At 68.4% G+C, this 15,106-nt stretch carries 20 protein-coding genes; 14 read left to right on the top strand and 6 right to left on the bottom strand.

All coding sequences use genetic code 11. From position 1 onward, the window contains the following. The first annotated feature begins 71 nt into the window (after positions 1-71). The 5 genes from FVP33_RS01675 to FVP33_RS01695 all read left to right on the top strand — a co-directional run bounded on the left by FVP33_RS01675 (position 72) and on the right by FVP33_RS01695 (position 1,841). Entirely contained in the window at positions 72-602 is a 531-nt protein-coding gene (locus tag FVP33_RS01675; RefSeq protein ID WP_147781901.1) for an ArsR/SmtB family transcription factor, read from the top strand. A gap of 138 nt (positions 603-740) precedes the next feature. Then, complete coding sequence (locus FVP33_RS01680; protein ID WP_147781902.1) at positions 741-935, top strand: helix-turn-helix domain-containing protein; 195 nt, start codon at positions 741-743, stop codon at positions 933-935. Positions 936-1,068: 133 nt separating this feature from the next. Further along, positions 1,069-1,167 (top strand): 30S ribosomal protein bS22, encoded by a 99-nt coding sequence (locus FVP33_RS01685; RefSeq protein WP_003792170.1) that lies wholly within the window; start codon positions 1,069-1,071, stop codon positions 1,165-1,167. A 104-nt stretch (positions 1,168-1,271) separates the two neighbouring features. Beyond that, the gene (locus FVP33_RS01690; RefSeq protein WP_147781903.1) at positions 1,272-1,538 is read left to right on the top strand and encodes a glutaredoxin family protein; all 267 of its coding nucleotides are present in this window, start codon (positions 1,272-1,274) and stop codon (positions 1,536-1,538) included. A 3-nt stretch (positions 1,539-1,541) separates the two neighbouring features. Continuing rightward, entirely contained in the window at positions 1,542-1,841 is a 300-nt protein-coding gene (locus FVP33_RS01695) for a Dabb family protein (RefSeq protein WP_147781904.1), read from the top strand. Here FVP33_RS01695 and FVP33_RS01700 read toward each other — a convergent pair. Both FVP33_RS01700 and aspS read right to left on the bottom strand, forming a co-directional pair. Beyond that, positions 1,838-2,404: a hypothetical protein gene (locus FVP33_RS01700; RefSeq protein WP_222706598.1), complete on the bottom strand. Its 567-nt coding sequence runs from the start codon at positions 2,402-2,404 to the stop codon at positions 1,838-1,840. The genes FVP33_RS01695 and FVP33_RS01700 overlap by 4 nt on opposite strands. A gap of 22 nt (positions 2,405-2,426) precedes the next feature. Beyond that, positions 2,427-3,755 carry an aspartate--tRNA(Asn) ligase gene (gene aspS / locus FVP33_RS01705; RefSeq protein WP_147781906.1) on the bottom strand — a complete coding sequence of 443 codons (1,329 nt, stop codon included), beginning with the start codon at positions 3,753-3,755 and terminating at the stop codon, positions 2,427-2,429. Positions 3,756-3,973: 218 nt separating this feature from the next. Here aspS and FVP33_RS01710 point away from each other — a divergent pair, with 218 nt between their 5' ends. Genes FVP33_RS01710 through ccsB form a run of 5 tightly spaced genes read left to right on the top strand, consistent with a single transcriptional unit; the run spans position 3,974 to position 8,606 of the window. Next, a complete protein-coding gene (locus FVP33_RS01710; protein WP_147781907.1) occupies positions 3,974-4,612 on the top strand; it encodes a histidine phosphatase family protein in 639 nt (212 codons plus the stop codon). Next, positions 4,609-5,202, top strand: coding sequence for a TlpA family protein disulfide reductase (locus tag FVP33_RS01715; RefSeq protein ID WP_147781908.1), 594 nt, complete (start codon positions 4,609-4,611; stop codon positions 5,200-5,202). The genes FVP33_RS01710 and FVP33_RS01715 overlap by 4 nt, the downstream gene beginning before the upstream one ends. Next, positions 5,202-5,945 carry a cytochrome c biogenesis CcdA family protein gene (locus tag FVP33_RS01720; RefSeq protein WP_147781909.1) on the top strand — a complete coding sequence of 248 codons (744 nt, stop codon included), beginning with the start codon at positions 5,202-5,204 and terminating at the stop codon, positions 5,943-5,945. Before FVP33_RS01715 ends, FVP33_RS01720 begins: the two co-directional genes overlap by 1 nt. After that, complete coding sequence (gene resB / locus FVP33_RS01725; protein WP_147781910.1) at positions 5,929-7,629, top strand: cytochrome c biogenesis protein ResB; 1,701 nt, start codon at positions 5,929-5,931, stop codon at positions 7,627-7,629. The genes FVP33_RS01720 and resB overlap by 17 nt, the downstream gene beginning before the upstream one ends. After that, positions 7,626-8,606, top strand: coding sequence for a c-type cytochrome biogenesis protein CcsB (ccsB, locus tag FVP33_RS01730; RefSeq protein ID WP_246142123.1), 981 nt, complete (start codon positions 7,626-7,628; stop codon positions 8,604-8,606). The genes resB and ccsB overlap by 4 nt, the downstream gene beginning before the upstream one ends. 188 nt (positions 8,607-8,794) lie before the next feature. Here the strand turns inward: ccsB and FVP33_RS01735 are convergent, their stop codons facing one another. The 3 genes from FVP33_RS01735 to FVP33_RS01745 form a co-directional block, all read right to left on the bottom strand. Then, positions 8,795-9,247 (bottom strand): MarR family winged helix-turn-helix transcriptional regulator, encoded by a 453-nt coding sequence (locus tag FVP33_RS01735; RefSeq protein WP_147781911.1) that lies wholly within the window; start codon positions 9,245-9,247, stop codon positions 8,795-8,797. 60 nt (positions 9,248-9,307) lie between these two features. Further along, positions 9,308-10,339: an LLM class flavin-dependent oxidoreductase gene (locus tag FVP33_RS01740; protein WP_147781912.1), complete on the bottom strand. Its 1,032-nt coding sequence runs from the start codon at positions 10,337-10,339 to the stop codon at positions 9,308-9,310. A gap of 90 nt (positions 10,340-10,429) precedes the next feature. Further along, positions 10,430-11,410, bottom strand: coding sequence for an o-succinylbenzoate synthase (locus FVP33_RS01745; protein WP_147781913.1), 981 nt, complete (start codon positions 11,408-11,410; stop codon positions 10,430-10,432). Positions 11,411-11,451: 41 nt separating this feature from the next. Here FVP33_RS01745 and FVP33_RS01750 point away from each other — a divergent pair, with 41 nt between their 5' ends. Genes FVP33_RS01750 through FVP33_RS01765 form a run of 4 tightly spaced genes read left to right on the top strand, consistent with a single transcriptional unit; the run spans position 11,452 to position 14,838 of the window. Beyond that, a complete protein-coding gene (locus FVP33_RS01750) occupies positions 11,452-11,754 on the top strand; it encodes a hypothetical protein (RefSeq protein WP_147781914.1) in 303 nt (100 codons plus the stop codon). A gap of 9 nt (positions 11,755-11,763) precedes the next feature. Then, positions 11,764-12,651, top strand: a complete 888-nt coding sequence (locus tag FVP33_RS01755) for a 1,4-dihydroxy-2-naphthoyl-CoA synthase (protein WP_147781915.1) — start codon at positions 11,764-11,766, stop codon at positions 12,649-12,651. A gap of 33 nt (positions 12,652-12,684) precedes the next feature. Beyond that, the gene (locus tag FVP33_RS01760; protein ID WP_246142124.1) at positions 12,685-13,827 is read left to right on the top strand and encodes an AMP-binding protein; all 1,143 of its coding nucleotides are present in this window, start codon (positions 12,685-12,687) and stop codon (positions 13,825-13,827) included. Positions 13,828-13,836: 9 nt separating this feature from the next. Next, positions 13,837-14,838, top strand: coding sequence for a 1,4-dihydroxy-2-naphthoate polyprenyltransferase (locus FVP33_RS01765; protein WP_425460923.1), 1,002 nt, complete (start codon positions 13,837-13,839; stop codon positions 14,836-14,838). On the opposite strand, the gene FVP33_RS01770 is transcribed toward FVP33_RS01765, so the two are convergent. Then, positions 14,809-15,090, bottom strand: a complete 282-nt coding sequence (locus FVP33_RS01770; protein WP_187270539.1) for a DUF4229 domain-containing protein — start codon at positions 15,088-15,090, stop codon at positions 14,809-14,811. The two genes, FVP33_RS01765 and FVP33_RS01770, sit on opposite strands and share 30 nt — an antisense overlap. Positions 15,091-15,106 lie beyond the last annotated feature (16 nt).

The following is a 15,106-nucleotide window of genomic DNA, read 5'->3' on the forward strand; positions in this document are numbered from 1 at the left end:
CGCGCCGCGCGCCGAGACCTGCGCAACGGATGTCATGGTACTACCCGCACGTCGCCCGGTAACCTGAGGGAATGGCTGACATCTTTGACGTGGTTGCTGACCCGACCCGACGCGACCTCCTTCAGGTGCTCCTCGACCGCTACGTCACCTCCGACTCGGATTCCGGCGAGATCAGCGTCGGCGAGATCGTGGAGAAGATGGGCCTCAGCCAGCCGACCGTGTCGAAGCACCTCAAGGTGCTGCGGGACCACGGGCTGGTGACGGTGCGCGAGGAGGGGCAGCACCGCTACTACAGCGTCGACACGAGCCCGCTCGAAGAACTCGAGGACTGGCTGATCCCGTTTCTCAGCGCCGACTTCGACAACGAGTCGGAGGCCGCGGCTTCCACCGTATTCGCGGCGTGGTCCGGAGTGCCGGTGCCCGAGCCGCTCCGGCGCGCGGCAGAGACGCTGCAGCATCCGGCCGAGGCGGGAACCGCGGTGGGCCGTGCCGCCGCCGACGCGTCGTTCCAGGCCAGGACTGCGCTGCAGGACGCCTCCCATGAGGTCGAACGACGGGTGATCGAGCCGATCAAGAAGAAGCTCGGTCGCAACGACAGGTAGTCGTCGCGCAACAATGACCGCCGGACTGTTGCCGCCGAGACCCAATAGCCCCTACAGTTACGATCTAGCACTCCAGTAACACCCGTTACGAGTGCGCACGTTCCCAATCTCGCTGGAACCTAAAGGGGCACAACCGAAATGACACGCGATCTCTCCGAGGTGCGCTTTCTCACGGTTGCCGAGGTCGCCGACATGATGCGCGTCTCGAAGATGACCGTCTACCGTCTCGTGCACTCCGGTGAGCTCCCCGCCATCCGCTTCGGCCGGTCCTTCCGCGTGCCGGAGTCGGCGGTCGTCGCGGCGGTAGACTCGCACATCGCGGACGTGGGCTGAGCCGCATCCACGGCAGCGGTTCGTCAGGGCCGCGGCATGCGGGTAGAATGGCCCGAGGCAATTTTTCCGCGGTTCTGAACGGGCGCGGGCGTCTGTTCGCGAAAAGTAGAAGCCAGAAATTTATGAGGTGCGTATGGGTTCAGTAATCAAGAAGCGTCGCAAGCGCATGGCGAAGAAGAAGCATCGCAAGCTGCTTCGCAAGACTCGTCATCAGCGTCGCAACAAGAAGTAGAGCACTCCAGCGAGTGACCTGCACAACATGAGCGCCAGACCCGAGTGGTCTGGCGTTTCTTGTGCGTGGCCAGCTTGTGTCGGTGGGCGCATTACTCTGGAGACGTGTCCACCGCAGTCCTGACCCTCATCCGCAAACCGGGGTGCCACCTCTGCGACACGGCTCGCGAGGTGATCGACGCGGTCGTGCTCGAACTCGCCTCGAACGAGTCGGCTCCCGTCATCCAGGTCGAGGAGTTGTCGATCCTCGACGACCCGGACCTGCTTGCCCGGTACGCGGACGAGGTCCCGGTGCTGCTGCTCAACGGCCGCGTGCACAACATCTGGCGCGTCGACCCCGACCGGCTTCGCGCCGCCCTAGTGGAGGCTTAGCGAATGCTCAAACACGTCGTGTGCTGGAAGATCGCGGATGCGGACAGCGTCGAGTCGCTCGACGCGATCGGCCGCATCGAGGACGGCCTCCGCTCCCTCGTGGGAACGGTGCCGTCCATCCGCGCCCTCGACGTCGGCCCCAGCGTGCTGACCGGGCCCAACCACTGGGATCTCGCGCTCATCGTCGACTTCGACAACGAGGCAGGGCTCGAGGAATACCAGGTGCATCCCGAGCACAAGAAGGTGGGGGCCTACATCCGCTCGGTGGTCAGCGAGCAGGCCACCGTGGACTTCGTCGTCTAGACCTCGCGAAGCTTCGCGGCGGCCTCGGCCTCGGCGCGCGAGTCGTAGACCGGCTCGTCGAGCACGTAGGCGAGTGTCTCGTCCGGGTCGACGAGCAGCAGGTCGGTGGGCTCATCCGCCGCCTGGAAGTCCGCCGAGACGAGCGGTTCGTTGTTGAGGTGCACGGTGAGGATGCCGCTGCCGGTCTCGAGCGACGGCACCTCGAGGGCGCTGATCGGCCGGCCGCCTGCCCGCTCCAGCAAGGCGAACACGGCCTCGCCGACTCCCTTCCCGGCGGAAAGGAACGCCTTCTCGTCGATCACGGTGTAGTCGTAGCGCGTGCGCACGGTGAACGTGAGTTCGTCCGGCGCCTCGGACTCGGACTCGTCCTCGTCGTCGTAGAGCTCGTCGAGCGCATCGCCGTAGGCCGCGACGGCCTCCCAGAGCTGGCGGTCGACCTCGACCGCCGCGTCATCCTGGTCCTTCTCCGTCTCGAGAAGCTTGATGTGACGCTCGAGAATGGCGAGGAGCTCGAGGCCCGCCGCCACTGCCGTCTTCCTGCTGTCTGGTGATCCGTTTTCCATGATGGTCACGGTACCAGTCCGGCTAAGGCAGAAGTCGCGTGGGACCCCGGAAGAGGTAGGTGACCTCGCGCAGGTTCGCCTGGTGCAGCAGGAGCATCATCACGCGGCTGAGCCCCATGCCGAACCCGCCGTGCGGCGGCACGCCGTAGCGGAAGAAGTCGAGGTAGAAGCCGAGCTCCTCCGGGTCGAGCCCCTTGTCGCGGGCCTGCGCCTCGAGCACCTCGACGCGGTGCTCGCGCTGGGCGCCGGTGGAGATCTCCACCCCGTTGAAGATGAGGTCGTAGCTGCGGGTGAGGCCCGGGTCGTCGTCATGGCGCATGTGATAGAACGGCCGGATGCTCGAGGCGTAGTCGGTGAGGAAGACGAACTCGTGGCCGAACTTCTCGAGCACGTAGGCGGAGATCCGGCGCTCGCCTTCGGGGTCCATGTCGTCGTCGTGGCGGGGGACCTCGTAGCCGTGCTCGGCGACGATGCGCTTGGCCTCGGCGAGCGGGATGCGGGGGAACGGCGTGGACGGAATCGTCACCTCCACATCGAAGAGGGCCTTGATGTCGTCGCCGTGCTTCTCCTTGACGGCGGTGAGACCGGCGACCAGCAGGTTCTCGTGCATGGTCATGACGTCCTCGTGGCTGTCGATCCAGCTGATCTCGGCATCGACGCTCGTGAACTCGGTGGCGTGGCGGCTCGTGAAGCTCGGGTCGGCGCGGAAGGCCGGTCCTACCTCGAAGACCTTGCCGAATCCGGCCGGCTGAGCCATCTGCTTGAAGAACTGGGGGCTCTGCGCGAGGAACGCCTTGCCCTCGAAATACTTGACCTCGAACAGCTCGGCCTTGGACTCGCTCGCGCTCGCCATGAGCTTCGGCGTGTGGATCTCGATGAAGTCGTTGTCGTTCCAGTAGCCGCGCAACGCGTGCTCGAAGGTGGTCTGCACGCGGGCGATCAGGTTCTGCTCCGGGCGACGCAGGTCGAGGAAGCGCCAGTCCATGCGCTTGTCGATGCTCGAGTCGGCCGCGATGGGGGTCTCGGCGATCGCGACGGAGGCGATGGCGAGGGAGGCGAGCTTGACCTCCACACCGCCGAGCTTCACCCGCTCGTCGTGCTTGAGCTCGCCAGTCGCCGTGAGGAAGGTGCCCTGGCTGAGCCCGGAGATCGTGTCGGCCAGTTCATCGTCGAGGGGCGAGCCGTCTTCGCCGAAGGCGCGGGGATGCACGAGCTGAACGGCGCCGGACTCGTCGCGCAACACGACGAACTGCACCTTCTTCTGGTCCCTCACCGTCTCGACCCAGCCGGAGACACTCACGGGGCCGTCATTTGCTGCGGCAAGGTTCTTGATCAGGGTGCGTTCGCTCACGGTCACCGAGTTTAGCCCGGATGCCAGAACGGCCGGTCGCGGGGTCGAGCCAGAGCCCCGCCGCCGCGGAAACCCGCCCCGCCCCGCGATCGTGCCCGTTTGTCGTGGATGGGTCGGGTCGACGTGGACCAATCGCGACAAACGGGCACGGAAGCGGGGCGGGTGACGCCGGCGCTCTCACGGGAATCTGGCAGCGAAGCAAAACGTAGACTGGGGCGGTGGCAGCAACCCAGATTCACCTCGTCCGTCACGGCGAGGTGTACAACCCCGAGGGCATCCTCTACGGGCGCCTCCCCGGCTACCACCTCTCGGAGCTCGGCAAGAAGATGGCCGCGGCTGCCGCGGCCGGCCTGAGCGGGCATCCGATCGTCGGGCTCTATGCGAGCCCCCTGCTCCGCGCCCAGGAATCCGCGAAGCCGTGGGCCGACGCGTTCGGGCTCGAGATCGTCACCGACGAGCGGCTCATCGAGCCGTTCAACAGGTTCGAGGGCGGAAGCTTCGAGTTCGGCCCGGCCGTTCTCGGGAAGCCCCGGGTGTGGCCCTGGATCGTCAACCCGTTCAAGCCGAGCTGGGGAGAGCCGTACACGAGCGTCGCCACGCGCATGCTCGCCGCGATGGACGACGCCTGGAACTCGGTGGAGGGCGGCGAGATCGTCATGGTGAGCCACCAGATGCCCATCGTGATGGTGCAGCGCACCCTCGCCGGCCAGAAGCTCTTCCACGACCCGCGCAAACGCCGCTGCCGCCTGTCGAGCATCACCACGGTGGAGAAGCACGGCGACCGTTTCGTGCAGGTGGGCTACCGGGACCCGGCCGCCGACCTGCTCGCCCGTTCGATCGACCTGGGAGCGGTATGAGGCGCGCAGCCGTCGTCGCCCTCTCCGTCGCGGCGACGCTCCTCCTTGCGGGGTGCACGTCAACCGACAAGCTCGCCGTCGACTACGGCAGTGGAGCGGGAACCAGCTACACGGATGACTCCGGCGCCCCCGTGATCGTGAAGGCGTCCGACCGGGCGAAGGCCATCAGCTTCACGTCCAAGGACGAGACGGGCACGACGGTGTCGATGGCCGGCTTCCTCGGCAAGGTCGTGGTGGTCAACTTCTGGTACGCCGGCTGCGCACCCTGCCGCGCCGAGGCCCCCATCCTCAACTCACTGCATTCGAAATACGCGTCGCAGGGGGTCGCCTTCCTCGGCGTCAACACCGTGGACCAGGCGGCCACCGCCCGATCGTTCGAGGAGCAGTACAAGGTGCAGTACCCCTCGGCGATGGATGTCGACAGCGGCTCGGTGCGCATCGCCTTCGCCGGGGCGATCGCCCCGACGGCCACCCCCACCACCTACGTGATCGACACGAAGGGACGCATCGCGGCCCGCATCGTGGGCCAGCTCGAGTCGGCCTCCATCCTCAACACCCTCATCTCCGACGCCCTGGCCGAGGGCAAGTAGTGCAGAACCCGATCTCACAGCTCGTCTTCGGCGGCAACCTCGCCTTCGCCTTGCCGATCGCTCTGCTCGCCGGCATCATCGCGTTCGCGTCGCCCTGCGTTCTTCCGCTCGTGCCCGGCTACCTCGCCTACATCGGCGGCTTCGCGGCCACGAAGGAGCGGAACGGTCGCGGGCGCCTGGTTCTCGGCGTCGGCCTGTTCGTGCTCGGCTTCAGCGTGGTGTTCATCGCGCTCAACGTGCTGTTCGCGGCCGCCGGAACCCTGCTCATCCCGTGGATCGATCTCATCACACGGGTCGCCGGGGTGCTGCTGATCGTGATGGGACTCGTCTTCATCGGGCAGTTCGGTTTTCTGCAACGCACCTTCAAGCCGGAGTGGCGCACCACGACCGGCCTGGGCGGGGCGCCGTTGCTCGGCGTGGTGTTCGGTCTCGGCTGGTCGCCGTGCCTCGGCCCGACGCTCGCCGCGGTGTCCCTGCTCAGCGCGGACAGCGGTAGTGTGTGGCGCGGTCTGCTGCTCGGCGTGTTCTACTGTCTTGGCCTGGGCATCCCATTCCTGCTCGTCGCGCTCGGACTCGACTGGGTCACCGGAAGCGTGGCCTGGCTCAAGCGCCACATCCGCCTGATCAACATCATCGGCGGCTCGCTCCTCATCGCGATCGGAACACTCATGGTCACCGGCGTCTGGCGCATTCTCGTCTCCGACCTGCAGGCGGTGATCTCGAGCTTTGTCCCGGCCCTCTGATCACATCGACTCCCCGGCGCCGCGCCCCCGCGGCGACGACGTCGCGCAGCCCAGGCTCGGCCCGATCGGCTACCTGCGCTTCTTCTGGCGCCAGCTCACCAGCATGCGCACCGCGCTGTTCCTGCTGCTGCTGCTGGCCATCGCCGCGGTTCCCGGCTCCCTCTTTCCCCAGCGCAGCTCCGACCCCAATGGGGTGACGCTGTACTTCAGCACCAACAAGGCTCTCGCGCCGGTGCTCGACAAGCTCCAGCTCTTCGACGTGTACACCTCGGCGTGGTTCTCGGCGATCTACCTGCTGCTGTTCATCTCGCTCATCGGCTGCGTGATCCCGCGCACCATCTTCCATCTGAAGGCGCTCGCGTCCGCGCCGCCCAGGACCCCGGCCAGGCTCGACCGGCTCGGGGCGTTCCGGGCGTTCGAGGTCGCCTCCGACCAGTCGGATTCCGCCGGCGCGCCGATCACGGCGGCGTCGGCGACCGAGGCGGCGCGCGCGATGCTGCGGGGCTCCGGCTATCGCGTGCGGTTGTTCGACGGTCCGGCGTCCTCGGGCGGTGGCACCCTGTCCGTGTCGGCCGAGCGCGGCTACCTGCGGGAGACCGGCAACCTCGTCTTCCACATCGCGCTGATCGGAATCCTGCTCTCGGTGGGCATCGGAGGAGGATTCGGCTACACGGGGCAGAAGGTGCTCGTGACCGGGCAGGCGTTCGCCAACGTGCGGCTCACCTACGACTCGTTCAACCCCGGGCGCTTCTTCACCGACTCGGCGCTCGTGCCGTACCGGCTCATCCTCAACAAGTTCTCCGCCAAGTACGAGGAGCAGAACCGGAACGCCTACGGGCAGCCGATCGATTACACGGCGAACGTCACCACCTATGACGCGGCCGGCGCGGCCACGAAAGACGTGATCAAGGTCAACGACCCGCTGCGCATCGGCGGAAACGAGATCTACCTGCTCGGCAACGGCTACGCGCCGTCGATCACGGTTCGTGACCCGAACGGCAAGGTCGTGTTCTCCGAGTCGGTGCCGTTCCTGGCCCAGGACGCCAACCTCACCTCCATCGGCATCGTCAAGATCCCGGACGGGCTCTCCACCCAGGTGGGGATGCGCGGCTTCTTCTACCCGACCGCGGCCAAGAATGAGGCGGGCACCTTCTCGTCCACCCATCCTGACCTGCGGAATCCCATGCTCTCCCTGGTGCTCTACACCGGGGATCTCGGCATCAATCAGGGCGCACCGAAGTCGGTCTACTCGCTCGACAGCGACAAGATGACCGAGGTCGCCGGACCGGGGGCCGCCTCCCGAACTGGCGCACTGCGGCTCACCCCCGGGCAGACGGCCCAGATTCCGGGCGGACTCGGCTCGATCACCTTCGACAACAAGGCGCCGAAGTCGGATGCCGCGGACCTCGAGAAGAGCGTGCCGCGGTTCGCCTCGTTCGACGTGCACCGCGACCCGACCCAGGGCTGGGTGCTGTTCTTCGCCATCTGCGTGCTGCTCGGACTGCTCACCTCGCTTTTCATTCCGCGTCGCCGCGTCTGGGTGAAGGTCATCGAGCAGGAGGACGGCCGACTGCGGCTCGAATACGCCGGCCTCGCCCGCGGGGAGGATCCCGGACTCGACGCGGCGGTGGCCGAGATCGCCGAGCGGCACTCCCAGCGCCTCGGGCTTAAGCTGACATCGTGACCGAACAACTGGCATCCTTCTCGCTCGTCGCGATCTACTCCGCGATGGCCGTCTATCTCTTCGCGTTCATCGCGTTCACGCTCGACCTGGCCAAGCGTTCGGCGGAGACTCCCGTCGCCGTGACGGCCGTGCCGGCGGCGCGGGTCGGCCAGCTGGCGAGCGCCGGAGGCACCGCCACCCTCGAGCGCCCCGCGGCACCGGCCGCGCCCACGATCCAGCGCCGGTCCGGTCGTTTCGAGCGGGTCGCGTACGCGCTCACCATCCTCGGCTGGCTCCTGCACGTCGCGGGAACAGTGCTTCGCGGGGTTGCCGCCCACCGCGTGCCGTGGGCCAACATGTTCGAGTTCAGCCTCACCGCATCCGCCATCATCGTCGGCGTCTTCATCGTCGTGCAACTGTGGCAGGACCTGCGCTTCCTCGGCGCGTACATCACCGGCTTCGCGCTGATCGTGCTCGGCTTCGGCACGGTCGGCTTCTACGTGAGCGTCGTGCCGCTTCCGCCGGCGCTGCAGTCGTACTGGCTCGTGATCCACGTCTTCGTCGCCACCCTCGGCACCGCCTTCTTCGCGATCGGCGCCGGCCTCTCGCTCGTGCAGCTGATCCAGTCCAGGCGCGAGGCGAACAGGTTCGCCGGCCTCAAGTTCCTCGACACGGTCCCGGGCTCGGTGGCCCTCGAGAACCTCGCCTATCGCGTGATCGTGGTGGGCTTCGTCTTCTGGACGTTCACCCTCATGGCCGGCGCGATCTGGGCCGAGCACGCCTGGGGCCGGTACTGGGGCTGGGACACGAAGGAGGTCTGGACCTTCATCATCTGGACGATCTTCGCCGGCTACATCCACGCCAGGGCGACGCGCGGATGGCGCGGCTCACGCTCGGCCTGGCTCGCGATCATCGGCTTCTCCGCCGTGATGTTCAACTTCACGATCGTCAACCTCTTCTTCAAGGGACTGCACGCGTACAGCGGCCTGATGTCCTAGCGGACGCCCCTCGCCCGGCCGGGCTCCCGCCACGGGCCCCAGCACCGCATTTGGGCCCCACCACCACAGCCCCACCACCGCAATTGTGCCCGTTCGACGCGATTGGGCCGGGTCGAGCAGGCCCGATCACGACAAACGGGCACAATTGCGGGATGCGCCGGGATGCGCCGGGTCGCGGCGGGATGCGCCTACCGGGCCGACGGCGCGATGGCGTCGGCGCAGGCGGCGAGGTCCTTGCGCAGCTTCACGCGCCGCTTCTCGGGGATGGCGGAGATCATCCGCTTCTCCACCTTGCGCACGGACTCTGCGGCGGCGTGCAGTTGCGCGCGCCCCTCTGGCGTGAGCTGGGTGGGTCTGGCCCAGCCGGTGGCCACCGTGTCCGGGCGGGTCACGAGCCCGCGCTGCTGCAGGCCGCGCAGCACGAGGTTCATCGACTGCCGGCTGACGAAGGCGCCGCGTCCCAGCTCGGCGTTGGACAGGCCAGGATGCCGACCGAGCAGCTCGAGGCAGGAGAACTGCGCGACGGTGAGGTCGAACGGGCGCAGCACCTCTTCGGTCGCGAGGTGTAGCGCCTTGGCCGACTGCTTGAGCACATAGCCGAGCGACTCGGTGAGGTGGCCCACCCGATCTTGTTCCTTCATGTCAACATTCTGACACGTCGGGTTCCGGCGACCGGGATGCCGGCCTGCCGGTCGCGCCGGTCAGGCGAGCAGTTCGCGCACCCGGGGGGCGACAACGGTGCCGTAGAGCTCGATGCTCGACAGGAGTTTCTCGTGCGCGAGAGTGCCGTTCGAGTACTTGAGGTCGAACCGGTCGAGGCCGAGGGCCCTCGCGGTGCCGGCGATCTTCTGCGCGACGGTCTCCGGGGAGCCGACGTAGAGCGATCCGGTGTCCGCCTCCTGTTCGAAGGACTCGCGGGTCATCGGTCCCCAGCCCCGCTCCTTGCCGATGCGGCCGACCATCTCGGAGTGGTGGGGCCACAGCTCTTCGCGGGCCTGCTCGTCGGTCTCGGCGATGTGCCCGGGCGAGTGCACGCCGATCTTCGGGGTGGGTTGCCCGAACTGGGCGAGCGCGCGGTGGAACAGGTCGACGTATGGTGCGAAGCGGGCGGGCTCTCCGCCGATGATGGCGAGCATGAGGTTGAAGCCGTAGCGGGCGGTGCGCACCACGGACTCCGGGCTGCCGCCCACGCCGATCCAGGTCGGGAGAAGTCCGTTCTCCACGGTCGGGTACACCGACTTGTCGACGACGGGGGTGCGAACCGTGCCCGACCAATTCACCGGCTGCTGCTCGCGAACCGCGGCGAACAGCTCCAGTTTCTCTTCGAAGAGCTTCTCGTACTGGGCGAGGTCGAGTCCGAACAGCGGGAACGACTCCGTGAACGACCCGCGCCCGAGGATCACCTCGGCCCGGCCGCTCGAGATGCCGTCGAGGGTCGCAAACCGCTGGAACACCCGGATCGGGTCATCCGAACTCAGGACCGTGACGGCCGTGCCGACGTGGATCCGCTCGGTCTGTGCGGCGATGGCGGCGAGAACCACCTCGGGAGCGGAGACCGCGAAGTCCTTGCGGTGATGCTCCCCGACACCGATGAAATCGAGTCCGACCCGGTCGGCGAGCACGCCCTGGGCGACGAGGTTGCGCAGCACCTGCGCGTAGGGCACCGGGCTGCCGTCCACCCCATTGGTGACGTCCCCGAAGGTGTCGATGCCGAGTTCCAGCTGGTGCGCCATGGTGTTCTCCGAGGTCGTGTTGTATGCGAATGCATGGACGTGAACATCGTCATGGGCAACGCTATTCCCGGCGGGCATCCGCCGGCGAGCCTAGGCGGCCAGTAGCGCGTAGCAGCGTTCGAGTCTGGCGATCCACCAGGCGGTTCGAACGGGGTCGGCGGCGCGCGCGTCGAGCAGGGCTGCGCTCGGCACCACGCGGCGTACCTCGATCGAGCCGGCGACCGGGACGAGCGGGTCCTCGGTCACGTCCGAGGCCAGCAGACTCACGGTCGCGAGCCCGCAGTCGTAGGCGAGTTCCGGCACGGCGGCCGCGAGGTACGCGCCCATCGAGATGCCCACGGAGGTCTCGAGGGCGCTCGAGACGACGACGGGAAGGCCGGCCTGCGCCGCGATGTCGAGGGCGCGGCGAATGCCGCCGAGGGGTTGTGCCTTGATTACGAGCACATCGGCCGCCCTCGCCCGTGCCACCTCGAGCGGATCGCTCGACTTGCGCACGCTCTCGTCGGCGGCGATCGGCATCCCCATGTACTTGACCCGCGTGCGGATGTCGGCGAGCTCGTCGACCGTCGGGCAGGGCTGTTCGACGTACTCCAGGTCGTACGGCGCCAGGGCGTGGATGGCGTGCTCGGCCTCGTCCACGTTCCAGCCGCCGTTCGCGTCGAGCCGGATGCGGCCCTCCGGCCCCAGGTACTTGCGGGCCGCGGCGACGCGCGCGACGTCATCCGCGATCGTCTGGCCGGGCTCCGCCACCTTCACCTTGATGGTTCGACAGCCGGGAAAGCGGTCGAGGACGGCGGCAACCTCCTCGGCGGCGACGGCGGGAAGCGTGGCATTCACTCGGATGCTGCTGCGGAAGATCGCCGGCGCCGGGGTCCAGCCGAAGTCGATCGCCGCCGCAAGCCAGACGCACGCCTCCTGGTCGTCGTACTCGAGGAACGGCGAGAACTCCGTCCACCCCTCCGGGCCCTCGAAGAGCATGACCTCCCTCGTGTCGATCCCGCGAAACCTCGAACTCAGCGGCAGGGAGACGACGCGCGCGGTGGAAAGGATGTCAGACAGCGTCGGCAGCATGTGCCCAGTCTGCACCCCTCGGCGTGCCTTAGTCTGGGCGCATGTCGACCGAGTCGTTCCCGTGGGCCAGGCGGCAGTGGCCCGGGCTGGCCGCGCTCGCCCTCGCCGTGCTGCTCGTCGTGGTGGAGGCGGTGGCGGTGTCGATCGGGTCGACCGGCCACTGGGCGGCGGCAACCGTGCTCGCGTGGGCCGTCATCTCGCTGACGATCGTCTCCTTCCTCGGCGGGCTCGTGGGCGTCGCCCTGCGCCGCGGCCGTCGGTGGGGTGCGGCGGCGATGGTCGTGAGCGTCGTGGCGAACCCCCTCGTTCTCGTCTGGCTGTTCCGTGCCCTGGGCAACTCGTAGGCTTGCCCCATGCCTGAGGTCTCCGAACTGTTCGATCCGAGCGCGTGGAAGCCGGTGGCCGGTTTCGACTCGCTGACCGACATCACCTACCACCAGGACACGGCGGGCCGGGTGGCGCGCATCGCGTTCGATCGGCCGGAGGTGCGCAATGCGTTCCGGCCGCACACCGTCGACGAGCTGTATTCGGCCCTCGACGACGCCCGCCAGAACGCGCGGATCGGCGTGGTGCTGCTGACCGGAAACGGCCCGAGCGCGAGGGACGGCGGCTGGGCATTCTGCTCGGGCGGGGACCAGCGCATCCGGGGCAGGGACGGCTACCAGTACGCGGACGGCTCGACGAGCACCGGTCGCCTGCACGTCCTCGAGGTGCAGCGGCTGATCCGCTTCATGCCCAAGGTCGTCATCGCCGTGATCCCCGGCTGGGCCGCCGGCGGCGGTCACTCGCTGCACGTCGTCTGCGACCTCTCCATCGCGAGCGCGGAGCACGGCAAGTTCAAGCAGACGGATGCCGACGTCGGGTCGTTCGACGGCGGCTACGGCAGCGCCTACTTCGCCCGTCAGGTCGGCCAGAAGGCCGCGCGGGAGGTGTTCTTCCTCGCCCGGGAGTACGACGCGAAGCGCGCGCTCGAGATGGGCGCGATCAACGCGGTGGTGCCGCACGCCGACCTCGAAAGGGTGGCGCTCGAGTGGGCGAACGAGATTCTCGGCAAGTCGCCGACGGCGATCCGCATGCTCAAGTTCGCCTTCAACGCCGTCGACGACGGAATGGTCGGCCAGCAGGTGTTCGCCGGGGAGGCCACCCGACTCGCCTACGGCACGGACGAGGCGGTGGAGGGCAGGGACGCCTTCCTGGAGAAGCGCGAACCGGACTGGTCGCCGTTCCCCTGGCAGTTCTAGTGCGCGGGGGCTTCTAGTGCGCGCGGTGCTGCGGTGAGCAGGCCGCTCCGGGTGGTGCCGGCCGACGACGCCGCGGTGGTGCTCGAGGCGCTGCGCGACGCGCTCGCCGGAGGGCCGGCGGTGCTCCCCGGGGCGCCGAGCTCCGGACTGCCGGCGACGGTCGAACAGCGCGTGGCCCTTGTCGTGGAGACGAGTGGCTCGACGGGCGCCCCGAAGCGGGTCGCGCTCGCGGCGAACGCCATCCTCGCGAGCGCCGCGGCCTCGGAGGCCGCGCTCGGCGGGCCCGGCCAGTGGCTGCTCGCCCTGCCCGCGCACTACATCGCGGGAATCAACGTGCTCGTGCGGTCGATCGCCGCCCAGACCCAGCCCGTGATCATGCCGTCCGGGCACTTCGACGCCGTCGCCTTCGCCGCGGCGAGCGGACGACTCGACGGCGAGCTGCGGTTCACCTCGCTCGTGCCGGCACAGCTCGCCCGGCTCGTCGAGGCCGCCGAGGACGACCTCGGTGTGCTCGAGGCGCTCCGGCGCTTCGACCGGATGCTCGTGGGCGGCCAGGCCACACCGCCGCAGCTCGTGGGGCGGGCGCTCGAACTGGGGTTCAACGTCACCCGCACCTATGGCTCGAGCGAGACCTCCGGGGGCTGCGTGTACGACGGTGTGCCGATCGGCACTGCCCAGGCCAGGATCGAGAACGGGCAGGTGGAGCTCGCCGGACCGATGCTCGCCGAGGGCTACCTCGGTGACCCGGAGCGAACGGCGGCGGCCTTCTGCGAGGCGGACGGCATCCGCTGGTACCGCACGGGAGACACCGGCGAGATCGTCGACGGCGTGCTGACCGTGACCGGGCGGATCGACGGCATCCTCATCTCCGGCGGGGTCAAGGTGTCGCTCGAGGCGATCGAACGAGTCGTGCGCGGGCTGGACGGGCTCGCGGATGCCGTGGCCGTCCGAGCGCCGAGTGTCACCTGGGGCGAGGTGCCGGTGGTCTTCAGCACGGGAGCGCTGCCGCTCGCCGAACTCCGCTCGATCGTGTCCGGGACGCTCGGTGCGGCCTCCGCCCCGGCCGCCATCGTGCGAGTCGAGGCCATTCCGCTGCTGTCGAGCGGCAAGCCGGACCGCGTGGTCCTGGCCGAACTCGCGGCGGCCTCGGCCGGAGTCGACGTGGGGCGTCAGTAGGATTTGTGCGTGGCTAACGCGAGCAGACCCGTCCAGAAACGCATCGACCCGGCGAAGGTTCCGCGCGCCGGGCGGGGCGGCACGAGCGGAAAGAGCGGCAAGCCCGGCGGCCAGCCGCCCCGCGTCGTCGTGCGCAAGGCGAGCGCCTCCGATTGGATCGGCGGGGCGAGGCTGCGCACCCTTCCCCTCGCGGTGTCCCCGGTCGCTCTGGGCACCGCATCCGCGTTCCTTCTCTCCACCCCGGGCTGGCACTGGGTGCGGGCGCTTCTCGCCCTCGTGGTGGCCGTGGCGCTGCAGGTCGGCGTCAACTACGCGAACGACTACTCCGACGGCATCCGCGGCACCGATCGCTACCGAGTCGGTCCGTCGCGGCTGACCGGGAGCGGAGCGGCCAAACCGCGGACCGTGCTGGCCGTCGCGCTCGCCTTCTTCGCGCTCGGCGGTGTCGCCGGCGTCGTTCTCGTGGTGCTGTCGGGCTTCTACTGGCTGCTCGCGGTGGGCGCGGCCTGCATCGTCGCCGCCTACTTCTACACCGGAGGCAAGCACCCCTACGGCTATTACGGGCTCGGCGAGGTCTTCGTCTTCGTGTTCTTCGGCATCGTCGCCACCGCCGGCACCACCTACACCCAGGTCGGCACGGTCAACACCGAGAGTTGGCTCGCCGGCGCGGCCGCCGGTCTGCTCGCCTGCGCGGTGCTCATGGTCAACAACCTGCGGGACCTCGAACAGGACAGGCTGGCCAAGAAGCGCACCCTCGCGGTGCTCGTCGGCAACCGCGCCTCGCGCGTGCTGTTCACCGTGTTCGTGGCGATCCCGTTCGTGATCCTGGTGTTCTTCGCCGTGTTCTACGAGAAGGCGCCCTACGTCTTCTTCACCCTGCTCGTGGCGATCCCCGCCGTGATCATCACGCTCACCGGCAAGACGGCGCCGGAGTTCATCCTCGCGCTCAAACTCACGAGCCTCACCGCGCTGCTCTTCGGGCTAGGCCTGGCGGCTGCCATTGCCTTCTAGGCGGTCGAGCATCTCGTTCTCGAGCTCGTTGTCGGCGTCCCGGTCCTTGGCCGCGCGGATCTCGACGATGCTCTTCGCAACGGCGTCCCGCTGGGGGCGAAAGAAGATGTACGACACGCACAGTCCGATCACCGCGGCCACGATCGCTGCGATCCAACCGGTGACGCCGATCACGAGCAGCACGGCGAGCGCGAGGGCGAAGATGCCGACCCTGATCGCGGTGTAGACCAGCCACTGGCGAGACGATTTCACGCCTTCCAGTCTAGGC

Source organism: Lacisediminihabitans profunda, from assembly GCF_008040105.1.
Classification (GTDB): Bacteria; Actinomycetota; Actinomycetes; order Actinomycetales; family Microbacteriaceae; genus Lacisediminihabitans; species Lacisediminihabitans profunda.